This is a genomic window from Ferruginivarius sediminum, assembly GCF_003344765.1.
Classification (GTDB): Bacteria; Pseudomonadota; Alphaproteobacteria; order Kiloniellales; family Rhodovibrionaceae; genus Ferruginivarius; species Ferruginivarius sediminum.
In genome coordinates, this window is sequence record NZ_QPMH01000006.1 from 168,638 (window position 1) to 188,163 (window position 19,526).

General features: G+C 64.4%; 23 protein-coding genes, 1 tRNA gene and 1 pseudogene. 7 read left to right on the forward strand and 18 right to left on the reverse strand.

The window, feature by feature from the left end; all coding sequences use genetic code 11:
* Positions 1-45: 45 nt before the first annotated feature.
* The gene (gene pip / locus DRB17_RS08730; RefSeq protein WP_114581819.1) at positions 46-1,002 is read right to left on the reverse strand and encodes a prolyl aminopeptidase; all 957 of its coding nucleotides are present in this window, start codon (positions 1,000-1,002) and stop codon (positions 46-48) included.
* Between the two features lie 71 nt (positions 1,003-1,073).
* Between pip and DRB17_RS08735 the strand changes: the two genes are divergently transcribed.
* Both DRB17_RS08735 and DRB17_RS08740 read left to right on the forward strand, forming a co-directional pair.
* The gene (locus DRB17_RS08735; protein WP_114581820.1) at positions 1,074-1,862 is read left to right on the forward strand and encodes a thermonuclease family protein; all 789 of its coding nucleotides are present in this window, start codon (positions 1,074-1,076) and stop codon (positions 1,860-1,862) included.
* A complete protein-coding gene (locus DRB17_RS08740) occupies positions 1,859-3,343 on the forward strand; it encodes a M48 family metalloprotease (protein ID WP_114581821.1) in 1,485 nt (494 codons plus the stop codon). Before DRB17_RS08735 ends, DRB17_RS08740 begins: the two co-directional genes overlap by 4 nt.
* 22 nt (positions 3,344-3,365) lie before the next feature.
* Here the strand turns inward: DRB17_RS08740 and DRB17_RS08745 are convergent, their stop codons facing one another.
* From DRB17_RS08745 to DRB17_RS08760, 4 genes are all read right to left on the reverse strand, one after another.
* The gene (locus tag DRB17_RS08745; RefSeq protein WP_114581822.1) at positions 3,366-4,163 is read right to left on the reverse strand and encodes a hypothetical protein; all 798 of its coding nucleotides are present in this window, start codon (positions 4,161-4,163) and stop codon (positions 3,366-3,368) included.
* A gap of 129 nt (positions 4,164-4,292) precedes the next feature.
* Positions 4,293-4,802, reverse strand: coding sequence for a CarD family transcriptional regulator (locus tag DRB17_RS08750; protein WP_241503779.1), 510 nt, complete (start codon positions 4,800-4,802; stop codon positions 4,293-4,295).
* 427 nt (positions 4,803-5,229) lie between these two features.
* Entirely contained in the window at positions 5,230-5,571 is a 342-nt protein-coding gene (gene fdxA / locus DRB17_RS08755; RefSeq protein WP_114581823.1) for a ferredoxin FdxA, read from the reverse strand.
* 54 nt (positions 5,572-5,625) lie between these two features.
* On the reverse strand, positions 5,626-6,087 hold the full coding sequence (locus tag DRB17_RS08760) for a tellurite resistance TerB family protein (protein WP_114581824.1): 462 nt from the start codon (positions 6,085-6,087) through the stop codon (positions 5,626-5,628).
* A gap of 97 nt (positions 6,088-6,184) precedes the next feature.
* On the opposite strand from DRB17_RS08760, the gene DRB17_RS08765 reads away from it, so the two are divergent.
* Entirely contained in the window at positions 6,185-6,850 is a 666-nt protein-coding gene (locus tag DRB17_RS08765; protein WP_241503780.1) for a DUF938 domain-containing protein, read from the forward strand.
* Positions 6,851-6,929: 79 nt separating this feature from the next.
* The gene (locus DRB17_RS08770; RefSeq protein WP_114581826.1) at positions 6,930-7,313 is read left to right on the forward strand and encodes a c-type cytochrome; all 384 of its coding nucleotides are present in this window, start codon (positions 6,930-6,932) and stop codon (positions 7,311-7,313) included.
* Between the two features lie 46 nt (positions 7,314-7,359).
* On the opposite strand, the gene DRB17_RS08775 is transcribed toward DRB17_RS08770, so the two are convergent.
* The 5 genes and pseudogenes from DRB17_RS08775 to DRB17_RS08795 all read right to left on the reverse strand — a co-directional run bounded on the left by DRB17_RS08775 (position 7,360) and on the right by DRB17_RS08795 (position 10,406).
* Positions 7,360-7,740 carry a gamma-butyrobetaine hydroxylase family protein gene (locus tag DRB17_RS08775; protein ID WP_114581827.1) on the reverse strand — a complete coding sequence of 127 codons (381 nt, stop codon included), beginning with the start codon at positions 7,738-7,740 and terminating at the stop codon, positions 7,360-7,362.
* Positions 7,741-7,753: 13 nt separating this feature from the next.
* Positions 7,754-7,945 (reverse strand): Trm112 family protein, encoded by a 192-nt coding sequence (locus tag DRB17_RS08780; RefSeq protein WP_114581828.1) that lies wholly within the window; start codon positions 7,943-7,945, stop codon positions 7,754-7,756.
* Between the two features lie 42 nt (positions 7,946-7,987).
* Positions 7,988-8,737, reverse strand: a complete 750-nt coding sequence (locus DRB17_RS08785) for an LON peptidase substrate-binding domain-containing protein (RefSeq protein WP_114581829.1) — start codon at positions 8,735-8,737, stop codon at positions 7,988-7,990.
* Positions 8,738-8,799: 62 nt separating this feature from the next.
* Positions 8,800-9,783: pseudogene (gene trxA / locus DRB17_RS08790) on the reverse strand (thioredoxin); the annotation flags it as partial.
* Between the two features lie 80 nt (positions 9,784-9,863).
* Positions 9,864-10,406: a prolyl-tRNA synthetase associated domain-containing protein gene (locus tag DRB17_RS08795; RefSeq protein WP_114581831.1), complete on the reverse strand. Its 543-nt coding sequence runs from the start codon at positions 10,404-10,406 to the stop codon at positions 9,864-9,866.
* Positions 10,407-10,632: 226 nt separating this feature from the next.
* Between DRB17_RS08795 and DRB17_RS08800 the strand changes: the two genes are divergently transcribed.
* A tRNA-Gly gene (locus DRB17_RS08800) sits at positions 10,633-10,708 on the forward strand.
* Positions 10,709-10,817: 109 nt separating this feature from the next.
* Here the strand turns inward: DRB17_RS08800 and DRB17_RS08805 are convergent.
* Positions 10,818-11,129 carry a hypothetical protein gene (locus tag DRB17_RS08805; RefSeq protein WP_114581832.1) on the reverse strand — a complete coding sequence of 104 codons (312 nt, stop codon included), beginning with the start codon at positions 11,127-11,129 and terminating at the stop codon, positions 10,818-10,820.
* Positions 11,130-11,512: 383 nt separating this feature from the next.
* Between DRB17_RS08805 and DRB17_RS08810 the strand changes: the two genes are divergently transcribed.
* Positions 11,513-12,283: a hypothetical protein gene (locus DRB17_RS08810; RefSeq protein WP_114581833.1), complete on the forward strand. Its 771-nt coding sequence runs from the start codon at positions 11,513-11,515 to the stop codon at positions 12,281-12,283.
* Between the two features lie 59 nt (positions 12,284-12,342).
* Here the strand turns inward: DRB17_RS08810 and DRB17_RS08815 are convergent, their stop codons facing one another.
* From DRB17_RS08815 to DRB17_RS08845, 7 genes are all read right to left on the reverse strand, one after another.
* Positions 12,343-13,602, reverse strand: coding sequence for an MFS transporter (locus DRB17_RS08815; protein WP_161958756.1), 1,260 nt, complete (start codon positions 13,600-13,602; stop codon positions 12,343-12,345).
* Between the two features lie 112 nt (positions 13,603-13,714).
* Positions 13,715-14,113: an ectoine synthase gene (locus DRB17_RS08820; protein WP_114581835.1), complete on the reverse strand. Its 399-nt coding sequence runs from the start codon at positions 14,111-14,113 to the stop codon at positions 13,715-13,717.
* Positions 14,114-14,287: 174 nt separating this feature from the next.
* Positions 14,288-14,551, reverse strand: a complete 264-nt coding sequence (locus tag DRB17_RS08825; protein WP_277738571.1) for a phosphopantetheine-binding protein — start codon at positions 14,549-14,551, stop codon at positions 14,288-14,290.
* Between the two features lie 26 nt (positions 14,552-14,577).
* Positions 14,578-16,071, reverse strand: a complete 1,494-nt coding sequence (locus DRB17_RS08830; RefSeq protein ID WP_114581836.1) for a class I adenylate-forming enzyme family protein — start codon at positions 16,069-16,071, stop codon at positions 14,578-14,580.
* The gene (locus tag DRB17_RS08835; RefSeq protein ID WP_114581837.1) at positions 16,061-16,480 is read right to left on the reverse strand and encodes a hotdog family protein; all 420 of its coding nucleotides are present in this window, start codon (positions 16,478-16,480) and stop codon (positions 16,061-16,063) included. The genes DRB17_RS08830 and DRB17_RS08835 overlap by 11 nt, the downstream gene beginning before the upstream one ends.
* Positions 16,481-16,495: 15 nt before the next feature.
* A complete protein-coding gene (locus tag DRB17_RS08840) occupies positions 16,496-17,764 on the reverse strand; it encodes a type III PLP-dependent enzyme domain-containing protein (RefSeq protein WP_114581838.1) in 1,269 nt (422 codons plus the stop codon).
* Positions 17,765-17,864: 100 nt separating this feature from the next.
* Positions 17,865-18,362: a GNAT family protein gene (locus DRB17_RS08845; RefSeq protein ID WP_147274859.1), complete on the reverse strand. Its 498-nt coding sequence runs from the start codon at positions 18,360-18,362 to the stop codon at positions 17,865-17,867.
* Between the two features lie 548 nt (positions 18,363-18,910).
* On the opposite strand from DRB17_RS08845, the gene DRB17_RS08850 reads away from it, so the two are divergent.
* The gene (locus DRB17_RS08850) at positions 18,911-19,525 is read left to right on the forward strand and encodes a FecR family protein (RefSeq protein ID WP_114581840.1); all 615 of its coding nucleotides are present in this window, start codon (positions 18,911-18,913) and stop codon (positions 19,523-19,525) included.
* Position 19,526 lies beyond the last annotated feature (1 nt).

The window sequence follows — 19,526 nt, forward strand, 5'->3', positions numbered from 1 at the left end:
CCGCCATCTTAGCGGTCACTGCACGAACCGCAACCGATAGGGACGTTACGCCACGTTCTTGAAGCGCTCGGCCGCGGATACGAGGGCCCGGCGCACGCCCGGCTCCATGGCCGAATGGCCGGCGTCGGGAACCACCGTGTAGTGGGATTTCGGCCAGGCCTTGCGCAGGTCGTGCGCGTTCTGGATCGGGCAGACGGCGTCGTAGCGGCCCTGAACGATGGCGCCGGGGATATCGTGGATGCGGCCGATCTCGTCCAGTAACTGGTTCTCCCGCAGGAACACCCGGTTCCGGAAGTAGTGCGCCTCCAGCCGCGCAAGTCCGAGGGCCATGCGTTCCTCGCCGAAGGCCGCCACGGTTTCCGGACTGGGCAGCAGCGTCGAGCACGCGCCCTCGTAGGTCGACCAGGCCCGCGCCGCCGGCATGTGAATACCGGGGTCCGGGTCCAGCAGGCGGCGGTGATAGGCCGTCAGGAGGTCGCCCTGTTCGGCTGCCGGAATGAACCCGGCGAAGCGCTCCCACGCTTCCGGGAACAGCTTGCGCATGCCATAGAGGAACCAGTCGATCTCGGCCGAACGACAAAGGAATATACCGCGCAGGATCAGGGCCGTCACCCGCTCGGGGTGCGCCTCGGCATACGCCAGCGCCAGCGTCGAGCCCCAGGAGCCGCCAAACACCAGCCATCGCTCGATATCCAGGTGACGCCGCAGGAGCTCCATGTCGGCGATCAGGTGCTGGGTCGTGTTGTCCCGCGTCTCGCCCAGCGGGCGCGACCGCCCCGCCCCGCGCTGATCGAATACGACGATGCGGTAGTGCCGTGGGTCGAAGAAACGCCTGTGATCCGCCGATGCCCCGGCACCGGGACCGCCGTGCAAAAACACCACCGGCTGCCCGTCGGCGGCACCGGAGACCTCCCAGTACATGGTGTGCAGATCGTCCAGCCGCAGCATCCCGCTTTCGCGGGGCTCGATCGGCGGGTAAAGGTCGCGCTGCTGCCGGGTCATGGAAGCTCCTTCACGGTCAATGGATGCATAGCGCATCGGCGCCCCCCGCGTCACCTGCTAGGATAGTCGCCATGCGGATTCCCGTTCTCGCTATAGCCCTGCTGCTTGTGACCGTCCCGCCGGCAGAGGCCGGAGAGCCCGGCATCCCGGAGGTGCTGGAGTCCGCCGAGGCTGGCGAGGTCGTCGAGATCGTGGACGGCGACACGCTCATCCTGGCGGATGGGCGGGAGGTCCGGCTGGTCGGTTTACAGGCACCGAAGCTGCCGCTCGGCCGGCCGGGCTTCGAGGCGTGGCCGCTTTCCGACGAGGCGAAGGCCGCGCTGGCGGAGATGACGCTGGACCGGGAGGTGACGCCGGCCTATGGCGGGCGCAGGACGGATCGCCACCGCCGCCAGCTTGCGCACCTGTTCCTGGAAGACGGCACATGGGTGCAGGCGGAGATGCTGCGAAAGGGCCTGGCGCGGGTCTACAGCTTTGCCGACAACCGGGCGCTGGTGCCGCGCCTGCTGGAGTTCGAGCGCGCGGCGCGCGCGGCGCGGCGCGGTATCTGGGACCATCCTTATTATCAGGTCCGCACGCCCTGGCAGGTTGGCGAGGACGTGGGCAGTTTCCAGCTTGTGGAGGGACGGGTGATGAGCGCCGCCGTCGTGCGGGGCCGTGCCTATCTGAATTTCGGCCGCAATTGGCGGGAAGACTTCACCGTGACCCTGACGCCGAAAGTGCGGCGGCTGTTCGAGGACGAGGGTATCGAGCCCGAAAGCTATGAAGGACGTGTCGTGCGCGTGCGAGGCTGGATCGAATCGTATAACGGCCCCATGATCGAGGCGACGCATCCTGAACAGATTGAGGTGCTGCAATGAGCGCGAAACGTCGGAACCGGGCAAGCCGGAAGGGGCGGATCGCCGCCATCTTCACGGCCATGCTGCTTCTGCCGGCCGTGGCCGGCTGCGCGACCTCGCCGGCGACGGGGGAGACCTTCTTCACCGGCGGCCTGACGCCCGAGCAGGAGGAGAAGCTCGGCGCCGAGCAGCATCCGAAGATGGTGGAGCAGTTCGGCGGCGCCTACGACGACAAGGCCGTCCAGGACTATGTCCAGAGCATCGGCAACCTGCTGGCCAAGACTTCCGAGCAGCCGAACCTGGACTGGACATTCACGGTGCTGGACAGCCCCATCGTCAACGCCTTCGCGCTGCCCGGCGGCTATGTCTATATCACGCGGGGGCTGATGGCGCTGGCGGACAACGAGGCGCAGGTCGCCGGCGTGCTGGGCCATGAGATCGGCCACGTCACCGCCCGCCACAGCGCCCAGCGCTATGGCGGCTCGGTCCTCGCCACCGCCGCCAGCATCGCCGCCGGCATCTTCCTGGGCGGCGATGCGGCGCAGGCGGCGGGGGCCCTGTCGCAGGTGGCGCTCAGCGGCTATTCGCGAAGCCAGGAGTTCGAGGCCGACCAGCTTGGCGTGCGCTATGTCGCGCGGGCTGGTTACGGGCCGGATGCCATGGCCGGGTTCCTGGAGAAGATGCAGGCGGAAAGCCGGCTGCAGGCCACGCTGCGCGGCGATCCGGACGCCGCCGACAGGTTCAGCCTGTTGCAAACCCATCCGCGCACCGCAGAGCGTGTGCGCGAAGCCATCGTGGCCGCCAACGTCAAGACGGTTGCGAACCCCATGGTCGCGCGCGACATCTACCTGCGAAAGATCGACGGGTTGCTGTACGGCTACAGCGCGGACGAGGGCTTCGTGCGCGGCCGGCAGTTCATGCATCCCGAACTGCGCTTCGCCTTCGAGGTGCCGGAGGGCTTCCGGCTGTTCAACGCATCGACCCAGGTGGTAGCGATGGGGCCGGAGGATTCGGTTATCGTCTTCGACCAGGCCGGCAAGGACGCCAGCAACGATCCGCTGCGCTACCTGACGGAGCAGTGGGCGCGCAATAGCCAGCTGCAAGAGGTCGAGCGCATCGACATCAACGGCATGCCGGCGGCGACGGGCCGCACCACCGCCCGAACCAAGAAGGGCTCGCGGGATCTGCGCGCGGTGGCGATAAGCTATGGCGGCGGCAAGATGTACCGCTTCCTCTTCGTGACGCCGCCGGAATTGACCGACCGCCTCGGCGAGGAATTGCGGCGGACAACTTACAGCTTCCGCAAGCTCAGCGCCCAGGAAGCGAGCGAAGTGAAGCCGCATCGCCTGCGCATTCACACGGTGAAGGCCGGGGAGACGCAGGAAAGCCTGGCGGAGCGCATGCCCTACCCGGATTACCGCCTGCTGCGGTTCCGTGTGCTGAACGGACTGTCGGAAAGCGACAGGCTGCAGCCGGGCGAGCAGGTCAAGCTGGTTCAGTAGCCCCCTGGAGGCGGCGCGAGCATCACGCTTCCAGGTGCTCGATGACTTGTCCGGCGCGGTCGAAGCACGCCGCCACCACCGGTCCACCGAAGCCGGCACCCGCGTCCAGGGTCAGCTTGTGCGGCAGTTCCTCCGGCCCCCGGCGGCGCGGATCGAAGCCGCGCACGATACGCTGGAATCCGGCATAGGGGCGGTCCAGCTCGCTGAATCCGGCGCCGTGCCACCAGAACAGGTCGCCCTGCTCGGCCAAAGGCTTGTGCGGGTCGAGGCCGGCGTTGACGAACAGCACGCCGTTCTCGCCCGTCTGCGCGGCACTGTGCATGCGGCCCAGCAATTCCACGTGCCCGGCATGGCGCTGCATGGCCTGCCGTACGCCCGATGTCCAGCGGGTGAGCGCAACCGTGCCGGCGCGCGCGGCGCGAACCCCGGCTTCCGCGTCGGCGCCGTAGGCCTCCAGCGTTGCCGACACGCCGCGTTGCAGCATCCAGGACAGTGCGCCGACCGGATCGGGGGTGAACTGCAACTGCAGCAGTTTCTGCCACATGACTTCCTGGCTGCCACGAAGATAAACGAGATGGCAGGCGAAGCCGCCAGGGCGGGCCATCACGGCGCGCCTGAAATCCACGAGTTCGTCCACGGTCGCCACGATGGATTCGCCGTGACCGATCATGTTGCCCAGGTAGACGACACGGTCCCCGCGCGCGAGCCGTTGCCATAGCTGATCGTGCAGGCGGGCAAGGCGGCCGGCTTCGCCGTGGATCGCGGCGACCGCCCAGACCCGCTCGGGAGTCTCCAGGTTGGCGATGCGGCGGTCGGTCATCGCATTCGGTGGGTCCGGTTCAAGCTTTCACGAGAATGTGGGATATACGTTGGCGCGAAAAAGGCCCGCGCCAGCTTTTCTAAACCGGCGCGGGCCCGAAACGGAAGCGGATTGGACGTTTGCGCGGTTTTACGCCGCGCGCAGCACGTCCTCCAGCTTTTCGGCCGCCGCCACCTCATCGATGCGCTCCATCGCGGCGAACTCGCGGGCAAGGCGCTCAAGCGCGGCCTGGTACATCTGCCGCTCGCTGTACGACTGCTCGCCCTGGTCCTCGTTGCGGTGCAGGTCGCGCACGACCTCGGCAATGGAGACGGGATCGCCGGAGTTGATCTTCGCCTCGTACTCCTGCGCGCGGCGGCTCCACATCGTCTTCTTGGCGCGGCTACGGCCCTTCAGGGTGGCCAACGCGCTTTCCATGACCTTCTTGGTCGACAGCTTGCGCAGGCCCGAATTCGACGCCTTCGTCACCGGCACGCGCAACGTCATGCGGTCCTTGTCGAACTTGATGACGATGAGTTCCAGCTTCGTACCGGAAATCTCCTCCATCTCCACGCCGGTGACCTTGCCGACGCCGTGCGCCGGGTACACGACGTAGTCACCTTCGGAGAATCCCATTTCCTTCTGCTTCGCCTGCGCCATTTTTCTATCCCATCATCCACATCGACAATGCGGCCGAACCGCCATTCGCACACGCGACGGCGACAAACGTACTGCGGCGCAGCCCTCCCCCCGAGGTCGGGTCCCGCCGGTACGGCCAATACGAATTGCGCGCGAAATCCAGGCCCCCCTCAAGGCCCGTTCGCTTCGCCAAGCTACACCCCTAAGAAGCGGCGTAGTGCGCCCACGGAGTGCATGGGGCAGACAGCCGTGCGACTACTCACCCCAACCACTTCAAATATATACATGAATTTTTTATTGCAGGCAAGTTTTTGCGGCGCAGCAATTTCGGCGCCGGTCGCGCACGCACGCCTCCTTCCGAGGGGTAATCGCGCAGGATTCCAGGCATAAGCCTTTGCCCGCGAATTCTGCAAGGCTGGTATGCGCGACCGGGTGCCGCTGGGTGCGTCTATTCGTCGCCGGTTCCAGGCTCGCCGGTGAAGTACTTGTTGTACTTGTCGGGCTCGCCGTTGCGTTCGTCGGCGTCCGCCGGCGCCTCCTTCTTGCGCGTAATATTCGGCCAGATTTCGCTGTACTTGGTATTCAACTCCAGCCACGCCTCCGCCTGCGGGTCCGTGTCCGGCACGATCGCCTCGGGCGGGCACTCCGGCTCGCACACGCCGCAGTCGATGCACTCGTCGGGGTGAATCACAAGCATGTTGTCACCCTCGTAGAAGCAATCCACGGGGCAAACCTCGACACAGTCGGTGTACTTGCACTTGATGCACGCTTCCGTGACAACGTACGTCATCGTCGCTTCTTTCCCTCAATCAACTGCGCGCCAGCGGCGGCGGCAGCCGTTCACCTAATTGTCGATACCCAGGCGCGACAAGGCCCGTTTCCGCGCTTCGCCGCTTTCCCGGTCGCTCACGTAAATCAGCCCGGCCACGCGGCGCATCAGGTTTGCCTCGTAGTCGTGCAGCTCACCGTCGGCGTAGGCCACCTCCCAGAGCATCTCCATCATCTCCACGCGGTCCTCATGGGTGAAGGAGTCCTTCACGACCCGCGTGAATCCGTAGAGCTCCGCCGAGTCGGCCACCGTGGCCGCGGCCTTGTCGACCAGCTTCTCCGCCGCCGCGGCGTCCAGTTCAAAGCGGCGGGCCAGCAGGTCGACGATGCTTGACCGTTCGTCAGAGTGGAACTCGGAGTCCATGTGCGCCGCTTCGACAAGCAGCACCGCGACGGCCAGCTGCAGCTCCTCGTCCGGCGCGCCGTCCGATCCCGCGGACTCGCGCTCGCTCAGAAGACTCTTGATCCGCTCCCACATCGGCTTTGCCTATCACGTGGCAATCACCCGGTACAACCCTAGGTGAACTGCGGTTTTCAGGGTTTCGCCAACTCAGGCGAAGGTGTAGACAGGCATCATGAACGATCCACGATACCATTCAATGGATGGCGAGGACGGCCTGAGCAGCGGCGAGCAGCCATGCGACCCGCGCCTGCATGCACCTGCCACGCAACGCAACCGCGAGCCCATTCTCGATGTCCTTTCGCGGGTGCTGCCGGGCTCGGGAATCGTCCTGGAACTGGCCAGCGGCACCGGCGAGCACGCCATCTGGTTGGCCCAGCATCTCCGTCCGCTCGTCTGGCAGCCAAGCGACGCCGACCCGGACATGCGCAGGTCCATCGATGCCCATGCACGCCTTGCCGGCGCGCGGAACATCCGGCCGGCGCTTGCCATCGACGTAACCTCGCGCCCGTGGCCCATCGAGTTCGCCTCGGCCGCGGTCTGCGTCAATTTGCTGCACATCTCGCCCTGGACCGCGACCGAGGGTATGTTCGCCGGATGCGCCGAAATCCTCCCGGCTGGCGCGCCCATTGCCATTTACGGCCCCTTCAAGCGGCACGGACAGCACACGGCCGAGAGCAATGCCCGATTCGACAGCTCGCTGCGCGCCAGCGACTCGTCGTGGGGCGTGCGCGATGTCGACGACGTCTCGACTGTCGCCGAACGGCACGGGTTCGTCCTTGAAGAGATCGTGGAGATGCCTGCCAACAACCTGATCCTGGTATTCCGCCGCCAGGGCTGAGCCATCCGCACGCGACGACGGCGCGGAAAAGCGCAGCAACAGGCTTTTCCCTCGGCCGTTCGCGCGATAGCCTTTCGCCATGTTGCGGTTGCGCGAACTCGCGGCGATTGCCGTGCTGTCGATCGCCACGCCCGTGTTGGCCCAGGAGGGCGACGTCACACAGGGGCGCGATCTGGCACGCCAGCACTGCGCGCGCTGTCACGTCATCAAGAGCTACAACCCCTATGGCGGCGCCGGCAACTCGCCCACCTTCGACCGGCTCGTCACCTGGGACGACGGCATCGCGCGAATGGCCTCGTTCTTCCAGCGGCCGCCGCATCCCGTGTTCGTGCGGATGGAGGGGGTGGAGCCGATGAAGAACGTCCCGGCGACGGCGGCGACCTTCGAGCTGACGCTGGAGGATATCGAGGACCTGGTCGCCTACGCGAAGAAACTGAAACAGAAGCAAGGCAGCAGGGACTAACGCCGGTTCCCGCAAAAGACCTTGCCGGATTGCCCGCGCAGCCCCGCTACGGCTCCCGCGACAGGCCCTGCGCCTCCAGGTTCTTCAGGTACTCGGCCCACAGCTCGTCCTGCCGCTCGCCCAATTCGCGCAGGTAGGCCCAGGAGTAGATGCCGGTGTCGTGCAGGTCGTCGAACCGGATGCGCACCGCGTAGTTCCCGACCGGCTCGATCGCCATGATGCCGACGTGCTTCCGGCCCGGAACGATCTGTTTCTGGCCGGGACCGTGCCCCTGCACCTCGGCCGAGGGGCTTTCCACGCGCAGGAACTCCGCCGGATAGGTGAAGGACTGACCGTCGTCGAAATCGATCTCGACGGCCTTGGCCTTGCTGTCGTAGCGGATTTCCAGCGGCCAGTGCCGGGTGCCGTGGCCCTGCCTTTCACTCATCGTTTCAGCCCGCTCAGTCTTCCAGCCGGCGCGCCTCGTCCGGCAGCATGATCGGGATGCCGTCGCGGATCGGGTAGGCAAGGTGCGCCTGCCGGCTTATGAGTTCCTGGTGCTCCGCGTCGTATTCGAGCGGCCCCTTGGTCAGCGGGCACACGAGGATCTCCAACAGCTTGGGATCGACGCCCGCCTTGTCCGTATCGCTCATCGCGCTTGTCCTCCATATTGATCGCCGCCCAGCGGCCGCGTTTCAGTGGCGCGGCGCCTCGGCGCCCGACTGACCCGAGCCTAGAACCGCCATCTCCAGGATTGCCGTCATCGTCTCGGCCCGCTGCGAGAGGTCCGGCGCCTCCAGTAGTGCCTGCTTCTCCGCCGCGGAGAACGGGCAAACCATGGCAAGCGATGTCACCAGCCGCTCGTTCGAAGCTTCCTGGATGGCGTCCCAGTCGGCCTCTATACCCTGTTGATCGAAGTAATACTGCAACGCGTCCAACAAACGCTGCCGGTCGAACATGACGCGGCGGCGTTCAAGGTCGTCGGCAAAAGCCGAAAACGACGGCTGGACCCGCCGATAACCGTTCAACAGCGGCAATTCGCGCGAAATACGGAAGCGGACGACGCCGCGCAGGGTTATCAGATAGCGCCCGTCATCGGTCTCGGAGAACGCGACGATGCGGCCCGCGCAGCCGGTGGCGTAGACCGGCGCGCTACCGGGGTCATAGGTGGTGGATCCGCCGCCGGCCTCGTCCTCGAAGCTTGCATCCCCGCCCTCGCCGGCCTCTTCGTTGTCGGCTTCCTCCTCCTCGGCCACCGGCTGCACCATGCCGATCATCCGCGAGCCGGCAAGCGCGTCCTGCACCATGCTGAGGTAGCGCGGCTCAAAGACGTTTAACGGCAGCCGGCCGCCCGGCAGCAGCAGCACGCCCGGCAGCGGGAAAATCGGCAGCGTCTCCGGTAACTCGTCCAGAGTAGGGTCGAAGGGATGGACAACGTCGCTCATGCGAACAGAATCGACGACAGCTTGCGCCGCGCCTGCAAGGTGACCGGGTCGGTCGGCCCCCAGGCCTCGAAGAACTTCACGAGCTGCGCGCGCGCCGCGTCATCGTTCCAGGCCTTGTCGCGGCGGACGATTTCGAGGAGCTGCTCGCAGGCGGCCTCTCGCTTGCCGGCGGCGTTGAGTGCCAGCGCCAGGTCGTAACGCGCCTGCAAGTCGGCGGGATCGTGCGCGACCTTCTCTTCCAGGTCAGCGATATCGCCCCTGGCCGCCGTGCTCTCCTCGGCCAATTCAAGTGCGGCATAGGCCGCCTGAACCTCGGCATGGCCCTGTATCTCGTCGGTCAGGTTCTGGTAAATTTCCCGCGCACCCTGGGTATCGCCATTGGCGACGTGGCAGCGGATCGTGCCGGCCAGCGCGGCGGCGTTCTCAGGATCGATCTCCAGGATCTGCCCGTAGATCGACTGGGCGGCGGCAACCTCGCCCGCATCCAGCGCGCCCTTGGCCTGTTCCAGCGCGTGGTCGATCTGCTCCTGCGCGTTCTGGCCGCCGCCCATCTGGACCAGCTGCTGCACGAACTCGCGAAGCGCGGTCTCCTGCTGCGCACCGGCGAAGCCATCGACGGGGCGGCCCTGGTGGAAGGCGTAGACCGTCGGGATCGACTGGATGCGAAGCTGGCCTGCCAGCGCCTGGTTCTCGTCGACGTTGATCTTGACCAGCTTGACCTTGCCGCCGGCGGCCTGGACCGCCTTTTCCAGCACGGGGCCCAGCGTCTTGCACGGGCCGCACCACGGCGCCCAGAAATCGACGATGACCGGCGTCTGCATCGACGCCTGGATCACGTCCTCGTTGAAGGTCGTCTGGTCACCGTCCTTGATCGTGTCCGCGGGTGCCTGGCCGGCGGTGCCCTGCTGCTGCCCCTGCGTCTGGCCGATAATTGGTTCCATCAGGAAAGCCCGTCTCGTTTCGTCGTGTCGAACTGGATTGCCGTCCCCGAAAGCAGCGAGACGTTCGTGTTGCACGCCCGGCCGCCAGTCCACGGCGTCTTGCATGTCTAAATGGCAGTGTGCCCCTGTCCTGACAAGCCCGCGCGGGACGACGCCGTGGCACCCGAATTTCCCCGGTCGTCAGCCTAGTCGAAATCGAGGTGGACCGGCGTGTGGCCGGTGGCCTCCACGAAGCGGACCAGGTCGCCGGGTGCGATGCCCGTGGTCATGGCGTTGTCCAGCGGGTGGAAGTTCAGGCGCGCGAAGGATTCCAGCATGCCCTTGTCCAGCACCGCCGTGACCGCGCCCGTGCGGTCGTTCAGCAGCGAGAACGGCGTCACCGCGCCGGGAATGACTCCAAGGTAGGTCATCAGGCGGTCCGCGCTGCCGAAGGACAGCCGGCCGCTTTCCATGCGCTCGCCAAGCTGCTTGAGGTCGATGTCGCGGTCCTCCAGGCAGACGACGAGCCACATCCGCCCTTTCTTGTTGCGCAGGAACAGGTTCTTGGTGTGCCCGCCGGAAAGCTCGCCGCGCAGCGCCTTCGCCTCGTCCACCGTGAAGACGGGCGGGTGGTGCATCGTGTCGGTCTCGATGCCAAGGTCTTCCAGCATGCGGAAAAGGTCGTCCGGGGTGGAGGGCGCGCTGCCGTCGGCAAGCTGCGCCGGCGATTCGCTCTGTTGCTCGCTCATGCGTGACTGTTCCCAAGATGCGCGTTGAAACGCGGATGGTTGAACCGCGGCGCAGACTACGCGAGCCGCCCCCGCCGCCTCAAGCCGCCGTTGCCGGGCCGTGCGGCGAGGTCACGGGGAAGGTCACGGGACGGAACCGCCGGATCGTGCGAAAACGACTCTTGCAATGCGGGCGCTATCGTATTATTTCCCGCTCTGCAACGCGGCGGCGACGCCGACACGCGATGCGGGCGTAGCTCAGGGGCTAGAGCGTCTGCTTGCCATGCAGAAGGTCGTGGGTTCGAATCCCATCGCCCGCTCCATTTTTCCAGACATATCGAAGGTTAGCGTACCATCAAGGCTTGGGTGCGAACTGGCCTTGCACTTGTCAGGGGTACCGTCTTCCGATCGGGCGCCGTTAACGGTTGCGCCTCAATCCGCCATGTAGGTCATCAGCGCGAGCGAGCCGTTTCTCACCGATAGCGACTTGCGCGCGCGACGCGGGATCGGGATCTGCTTTTTCTGCGCGTACATCAGGACCGCCGCGGTCGTTTCCATCGCATCGAAACGCGCCTGCTGTTCGCCCCATTTCAGGGTTGTGGACACATCCGGGTCGCCGTCCACGGCGACGTCGTTCGGCACGCCGCTTGCCGGCAACTCCCGTTTTGTGCGGCCGGCATATTCCTGTAGCGCCTCTTTCAGCTCACGCGGGCTGAAGATGATCGACCGCTGCTCAATCGGCATTTTCTTGCATCCATTGCTTTGACGGGCAGGGGAACAAAAACACATGAAAAAACCCTTAAATGTAGAGTCCGTGGGCCGTCAACGTACGCTCAATAAACACGGTTTCCCGCGCTTTCTGAAAGCCCGTAGCCGATACAACGCCGTCCCGGCTCGAAGCTGGCGTATCCATCATCGCCGGTGAGCGGAGCTTGCTTCCTGCAGGCGCGGCGAATCGGATCTGCGACGCTGCGGCGCAGCAGGATGTTCTGGCTTGTTTGGAATTTTTCTAATATTTATATTTTCTAATACACGGACGCAAGGTGGATGGTTGAGGCCGATCAATGCGAATCCGCGAAATACTGCGCAGGCTCGCCAGCCCCGAACAATACCCCAGGAGGCAGGATATGAAACGCGCCATGCTTCTAGCCCCGCTTATGGCGGTGATGATGGCGACGGGTGCGGCCGCCGAGCCGACGCCCATCACCGTCCACGTCATCAGCAAGGACGCGAAATTTATCGGCTCCAGCATGGGCGGCGTGCGGGTGACGCTGAGCGATGCCGATACCGGCGAGCAACTGGCCGAGGGCCGCACCGCCGGTGCGACCGGCGACACCGCGCATATCATGGAAGCGGCGCACAAGCGGGGCGCACCGCTGTCCGAAGGCGGGGCCGCCAAGTTCGAAGCCAGCATCGACATCGACGAGCCGACGCTTGTCCGGGTCACCGCCTTCGGCCCACTGGGGCAGCGGCAGTCGGCCAACGAGGTCTCGGCCACGCAGTGGGTGCTGCCCGGCAAGGGCATCACAGGCGGCGACGGCTGGCTTTTGGAGATGCCGGGCTTCAACGTCGACGTCCTCGCGCCACCGGCGCACGTGAAGCTGAAGGGCCTGCCGCAGACCATCAATCTGCATGCCAACGTCACCATGATGTGCGGCTGCCCGATCGCGCCCGGCGACCTCTGGGATGCCGACAGCTACGAGATTGCCGCACTTGTCTACCGCGACGGCGAACTGCTGGGTGAAAAGCCACTCGCGTTTGCCGGCTCGGCCAGTCAGTTCACGACCGACCTGACCGTGGACGAGCCGGGCGTCTACGAGGTCGCCGTCTACGCCCGCGACAAGGGCAACGGCAACACCGGCCTCGACAAGGTGACCTTCGTCGTTTCCCCGCAATAGCCAGGGAGGGAGGCCGCCCCGTCGCAGGGCGGCCACTCGATAAGCAAGTCGTCAATGTATCAAGCTGACGACGCCGCCTGGGCGGGCCGATAGGCGGGATAGCGGCTTGAGTAAACCATCACCGCCGCGATCACGCACAACACGCCCGTCGCAATCCACATCGGATCGTAAGAGCCGAAGTTCGTCCGGATCAGCCCTCCGGAGAAAGCCATTGCGCCCGCGCCGACCTGGTGGACCGCATTGACCCATCCGAAAACCGCTGGTCCGTTGTCCCCGAAGGCGCGGTTGCAAAGCGCGATGACAGGCGGAACCGTGGCCACATCCAGGATGCCGAAGAGGATTCCGAAGGTCACGATCTGCGGATCGAAATCGCTGGAGATGATTAGCGGCAGCCAGAACAGCGTTCCGGCGCGCGCGAAGAAAACGAAAGCCAGGATCATTCGCGGGCTGATCCGGTCCGTAAGCCAGCCCGAGGCCATCGTGCCCACGACGTTGAAGACGCCGATAAGGAACAACACGCTCGACGCCGCCGTCGCGCTCATGCCGACACCGCAGACCGCCGGGGTGAAGTGGCTCCACATGACGCCATTCGTGGTCGCCCCGCATATCGCGAACAGGAACGCCAATGTCCAGAACGGCCGGCTCCTGACGGCTTCGTAGACCACGTGGAAGACGTCGACGAAGCGGCGCTTTTCGACCTCGGCGGCCGGAACGGCGTTCGGCGCATACTTCCGCTCGTCGCCCATCAGCGCGATGTTCGCGACAATCGCCAGGCCCGCCAGGACCGCCGAGCCGATCAGCGGCGCGCGCCAGCCGAACATGTCGGCGGCTTCCGCCCACAGGGGAAGCAGGGCGAACTGCCCGACCACGGCGGCGGCCGTGACGATGCCGGTCACCGTTCCCTGCCGTCCGCCGAACCAGGTCCGCGCGACGAGGGCGCCATACGCCATCGTCAGCGTGCCGGTTCCCAGGCCGACGAGAAGACCCCAGGAAAAATTGAACAAGGCCAGGTTCGGAATGAGGCAGACCGCACTGCCGGCTATCAGAATGCACAGAGCGATGACCGAGACCCGCCGGATCCCGTACTTCTGCATCGCGAATATGGCGAACGGCGCCGTCAGGCCATAGAGCGCCATATTGACGCCGATGCCGAGACTCATTGCCGACGCCGTCCACCCGAACTCGCTTTCGAAATTTGTCGAAAGCAGTCCGGCCAGGGTGGTGAACGAGCCCGCGGCGACGATGGACAGGACTGCGACGAACAGGGCGGCCCATTGTTTGCGCGGGTGTACGTCCGTGTAGATGCCCTCTTGTGCCATCCTATTCATTCCTTACAAGCTTCATACAAAGGCTGGCCGTTCGACAGGCAAAGCCGGCCGCCCGTCGCGCGGCATGCGCAACGGTCGGCCGGCTTCAATTCCGGCAGTCCGATCAGGCATCGGCCGACGGCGGGGGATAGGCGCCGTCCGCGTCATGGTCCTCCCGGCCGGTCACCGGCGGATTGAACACGCAGATCGCACGGAACAGCGTCTTCGGGCGCAGCGTGTGGCGATCGTGATTGTCCAGCAGGTACATGTCGCCCGGCGTGATGTTGAAAACCTCGCCGGTGTCCTCGTTGGTGAGCTCGCACTCCCCCTCGACGCAGAGGACGGCCTCGTAGTGGTGCTTGTACCAAAGCGTCGTTTCGGTGCCCGGATAGACCGTCGTCTCGTGCAGCGAGAATCCAACGCCGTCGTCGGCGAGGATGATCCGCTTGCTGCGCCACGTCCCCAGGGCGCCCTTGACGTCCCTCTCCGAGCCCTCGATGTCCTTGAACGAACGAATAAGCATGTGGTCCTCCTTTTTTACCACTCACGCGACATCTTGCGTGTCTCGATTGCCTTCACTCAGGCGGAAGGTGCGAACTTTCGATTTGCCGAGGACCAATGCGGTTCGATCTTTTATTCACCCCTGCCCTCACACAAATACTTGGCGCATATATTCGGAAGCGCCGTCGTGTCGCCCTTATGCTTGCTGCTGCTTCACCTCGACGAGGAACTTGACGTAGGCGCCGACCGTCAGGAAATCCTCGATGTCGAGTTCTTCCGGATCGACGTCGAACTGCAGCGTTTCCTCAAGCTCCATCAGGGTTTCCAGCATCGTCGTGGAATCCATGCGCAGGTCCTCGAACATGTTCATGCCGTCCTCCAGGGGCGGCGTGTCCTCCTCAAGGACCTTGCTCACGGCCTGACGCAACGCTTCTCTGGCTGTTTCGTGGTCGATTGCCACAGGTCATCTCCCCAATCTTGATGTTCTTACTGGTGGGCGAGCGCTTTCAGCGCCTTGCGGTCGAACTTGCCGTTCGGCGTGGTTGGAAATTCCGGCAAGGAAATGCATTTCCCCGGCAGCTTGTATTCCTCAAGCTCGTCCCGAAGCCGGGAGATCACGTCGAACTCGTCGCCGTCGAAGCCCACGAACAGGACACTCGGCTTTTTCTCGGCCGGCGGAACGAGGACGGCATGGTTGACACCCTTCAGGCCGCAGGCGGCCGCCTCTATTTCAGAGCAGCTCACCCTGAAGCCGCGCTGCTTGAAAATGTCGTCCCTGCGCCCCTGGCAATAGAGGAAGCCGTCCGCGTCCACCCAGCCGTAGTCGCCGCTCCGCAGCTCCCGCATGGTCGAGTGCCGAAGGACGTAGCGGTTGGCCGTTTCCTCGTCGTCCTTCCAATAGCCCGCCATCACGTGCGGACCCCGGATGACGATCTCGCCGACCTCGCCGGCCGGCAGCGGCCGACCTTCGTCGTCGACGATCGCGATCTTGGTGCCGCGAAGCGGAAGCCCGCAGGTGCCCGGACGTTCGAGATCGGCGTCCGGCGGGCATATCGTCGCGCGCTTGCATTCCGTAAGGCCGTACATGAGCTGGAAACGCAGGTTGGGGAAACTGCTGCGGAGATCCTGCACCGTGGCACGGGCCGCTGCCGCACCGGTGTTCGTGATCAGCCGCAGGGACTGTAAACTTCCCGCCTGCTTGCGCGCAAGTACCGCGAGTGTTTCTAGCATTGGTGGAACCGCGGGAAGTATCGTGGCCTGGGTCGTCGCCAATTCCTTCAACAAGCTGAGGCCCGCCGAGCGCGGATCGGCCAGATGCAGCGTCGCGCCGGTTTGGATTCCCAGGAATATTTGATAAAGCCCGTAGTCGAACGACAGCGGCAGCCCGAGGAATATCTTGTCGTCCTCGCGATAATCGAGGCTGTTCGCGATTGCCTTGACCGCGAAGACGACTTGCCGGTGAAGGCACGTCACGCCCTTCGGAAGGCCCGTCGATCCCGACGTGTAGATCAGGCAGGCGATATCCTCCGGAATCACGTCCGGGCAGAGCTCGGCCAGCCGCGTTTCATTCGCGGCACCGGCCAGGCTCTCGTCCACGCCCGGCACACGCACGGTGCCGGAGGCGTTTTGCGCGACAAGCTCGCCATCCTCGCGATGGATACTCAGGGCAGCCTCGGAATGCTCCGAGATGAAGCGGCGCTGCTTTGCGGGCGTCGTGGGGTGAATGGGGCAGAACGCCGCACCAAACGCGAGGGACCCGAAGATGATCCCGACCGTTTCGACGGTGCTTGCCGCCTCCACCACGACGCGGTCGCCCGGGCGCACGCCTTGCTCGCCCAGCCAGCGCGCATAGAAGTTCGCAATGCCGCGCAGCTCCGGATATGTGACGGAAGCGTTCCGGTTTTCGATGGCAACGCCGTCCGGCCAGGTTGCCGCGGCGTGGTCGAGCAGCTCGTGTACGAACTCGCAATTACTTGGCATTCCCGGCCCCTCCCCGCGCCTGGGCGTACGGGATCACGATCACACCGTTCGCATCGGCAACGCTTTCCGGAGGGTCGACCTTCTCGACCGTGGAATCCCTGCTGCTCAAGCCCCGGACGATCCGGCTCGCCGTGACCTTGATGAAGCTGCGCAGCTTCGTCCTCTTCTCGACACGCGCATCCACCTGGATGAAGTCGCCCGGATAGACCGGCTTGCGGAACTTGACCTCCTCCCAGGAAGCCAACAGCCCCTCGTCACCCCGGTCCATCGCCGACAGCCCGGTCACGGCATCGCCGAACAGTTCCAGGATGCGCGCGCCGGCGACGACGTTTCCGCCGTAGTGCGCGTCCGACGCACCCATGCGGACGACAAGCGTGAACTTGTCGCTTTCCTGTCTTTCACTACTCATAATCGCGGCCTTGGCTCAGAACTGGCTACGCACCAGGATTTGATTGTTCAGCATGTCCTCCACCGTCTCGCGCCGGCGGACGAGGTGCGCATCCTCCCCGATGACGAGGACCTCGGCGGGATAGCCGTGGCTCAGGAAATGCGTCGGCGAAGCCGTCGGGCCGTACGCCCCGGAAAGAAGCACACCCAGGATGTCGTCCTCGCCCACCCGCTTGAGCTGGACGCGCTTGGCAAGCGTGTCGTTCGGCGTGCACAGCGGACCCGTGACGGTGTAGGTCGCGTTGTCGTTCGACACCGAGGAAAAGTTGATGACCGGAAAATTCCGCTTCACGAAGCTACCGATACCGACGGCCGCCATGTGAAGGTTCGTGCCCCCATCGGCAATCGCGAAGGTCTCGCCCATCGATTCCTTCACGTAGCGGACCTTGGTGAGCATCACCCCGCACCCGGCGACCAGGAAGCGTCCCAGCTCCATGATGACGCGCGTGTCCCGATGCTTGGCGCGAAACTCACGGACGATCTCGTTGATGCCTTCGCTCAACCCGGCGACGTCGAGCGGCTCCTCGTTGTCGAAGTAGGGAACGCCAAGCCCGCCGCCGATATCGACCGCCTTCAGCGAGATACCCAGCTCGTCCGCCAACGAGTCGGTCAGCGAGAGAATGTTCGCGGTATTCTTCAGGATGGGGGATTGCTCAAGATACCGGGTTCCCATGTAGATATGGAATCCCAGCACCTCGATCGACTGGAGCTGCCGGATGGTCGAGGCCTCGGCGCGGATCCTGCGCTCATCGATGCCGAACTGCCGGGGCTTGCCGCTCATCGCGAGGCCCGAGCCGGCGCCGGAGAACTCCGGGTTCACCCGGATCATGACCGGCATCCTGAATCCCTGGCCCACCATATCGCGCGCCATCGCATCGATTTTCGCCATCTCGTCGATCGACTCGCAGACGATCGCAAAGATGCGGTGCTCTATGCAGGCGTCGATCTCCTCTTCGCTCTTTGCCGGACCGACGAAGATGATGTTCCTGGGGTCTACACCGGCGCGGACGGCGGTGCAGAGTTCCGCCAGCGACGACACCTCCGCCCCGGCGCCAAGCCTGCATATCTCGTTCGTCACCGAGATATTCGGGTTCGCTTTCAGCGAATAAAAAATATCGACGTCCTTCGAGATCCCATGCCGCAGACGGTTGAAATTCCTCTCGGCGAACTGTCCGTCATAGACGAAGGTCGGGGTGCCGTACTTCTCCACGATGGAGCCGACCAGGTCGGGAGAAGGGATCCACATGTCTTTCGTGTTTTCAGCGACGTGTTGCGCAATGGAAGGACTCATGCCGGGCTCCATTTTCTTGTAACTCGCAAGCGTGCCGGTCCCTGCCGGCGTCGGTTCATCCGCGATCCCGCAATCGGATCCGATACAGCGTTTCTTCGTGGTGCTGGGTGCCGTTGGCCGAGAGCGTTTCGGAATCGAACAGGACCTCGGTTTCGAGGTCTCCCCCTAGCCTTTTGCATAGGGTCTTCATCAGGATGGTCATCGGCTTGTTCTTGGCGTCGACCGAGGCTTCGACGATGCGCGCGCCGGACGCGATCTCGCGTTCGGCGGCGTACTGAATGAGATCGACGCCGAGATTCGGAATCCCGTGCCTGGATTTGGCGGCTGTCTGCCACAGGAAGTACACTTCCGGGGACGCCGGGCTGCGAAAGCCCGTCACGAACGCGAGAACCTCATCCCCATTGACGGCAACCGCCGAGTTCCGGGCGAAGTACGCGCACCACAGCGCGTATATGTACTCGCTGTTGTGGTCGAGCTTCGGGGTCTCCCTCACCAGCCTGGAAATCTGGGGTGCGTGCGACACCTCGGGAGGTTTAAATTCGACGCTACTCATCATTAAACTCCAGGGTCATTTAATTCGAAACCGACAGGCGCGCCAGCGCCGTGACCGAACACACCGGGCACGATCCGGACCGCCCGCGGGAATCGCGGCCACGTGGCGTATGCCGCGGCCCCAACGGCCCTTGCGAAGGTGCCGCGATCTTCGAACTCCCTCCCGCCGGCTGCCCACTGGTGTGCAAAAGGACAGGAAAGCCGCGAGAGCGGCGAAAACCTGTCTCGACGTGAGACATTGCCTTCTCCGATTTTCGTTAAGCGCGAAAATGTGCTTCTTAACTGCAACTGACGCGGCTTATATAGGCGCCCTTTCTAGTTGTCAATCATTCCATAAATATCAACTGTAAGTGATATTATAGTGACTGGTCACCCTACTCAACCGGCTTAACCCGGAAACTTGCGAGGGGAAGCCGTGTCTGGCCGCACAGGCGATTAAGGCGGATAACCGGCGTGTTCCTAACCAATGTGAGCAGTTGCGAAGGGGAAGTCGTTGGCGCATTGTTTTAATCACATATTCGTGTATTCGGACGAACGCGGTCCAATCGCATGCCCCGAACAGGCTTTCCGGTCGCCGCCCTTGCCCTTGCGCTTACACTCGTTGTCAGTGGCGGCGCCTGGGCGCAGGAGAAAATCGGGCAAGTGACCGCTCTCACGGGACCGGCAAACATCCTGCGCGATGGCGAATTGCAAGCCGTCCGGCTGGGCACGGCCATACACGCGCGGGACAGGCTGCGGACGCTTCAGGGCGCCAAATTGCGGATCGCCTTCGTCGACGGGACCCGCCTCATTCTGGGCGCGCGCAGCCAAATCGACATCGCCCGTTATGCCCATCGCCAGGAACGGCAAGGGATCCTGGAGTTGCTGCAGGGGATCGTACGGGTCCTGCTGGGCGGTACGGAGGATTGGCAGCGCTTCGATGTGGAGACCCGAACGGTCATCGCTTCCGCTCGTTCCACCCAATGGGTCGTCGATCTCACCAGTAAGGGTACGGCCGTATTCGTCGTCGAGGGTCTGGTCGCGGTGCGAGGCGGGGAGCGGGAGGTCATGCTCGACGCCGGGCTCGGAATCGACGTCGCGCCGGATACCGGGCCGACAACGCCGAAGCGGTGGGGCGCGGCCAGGGTGGACGACGTCCTGGCCCGTACCACAATTCGTCGATGAA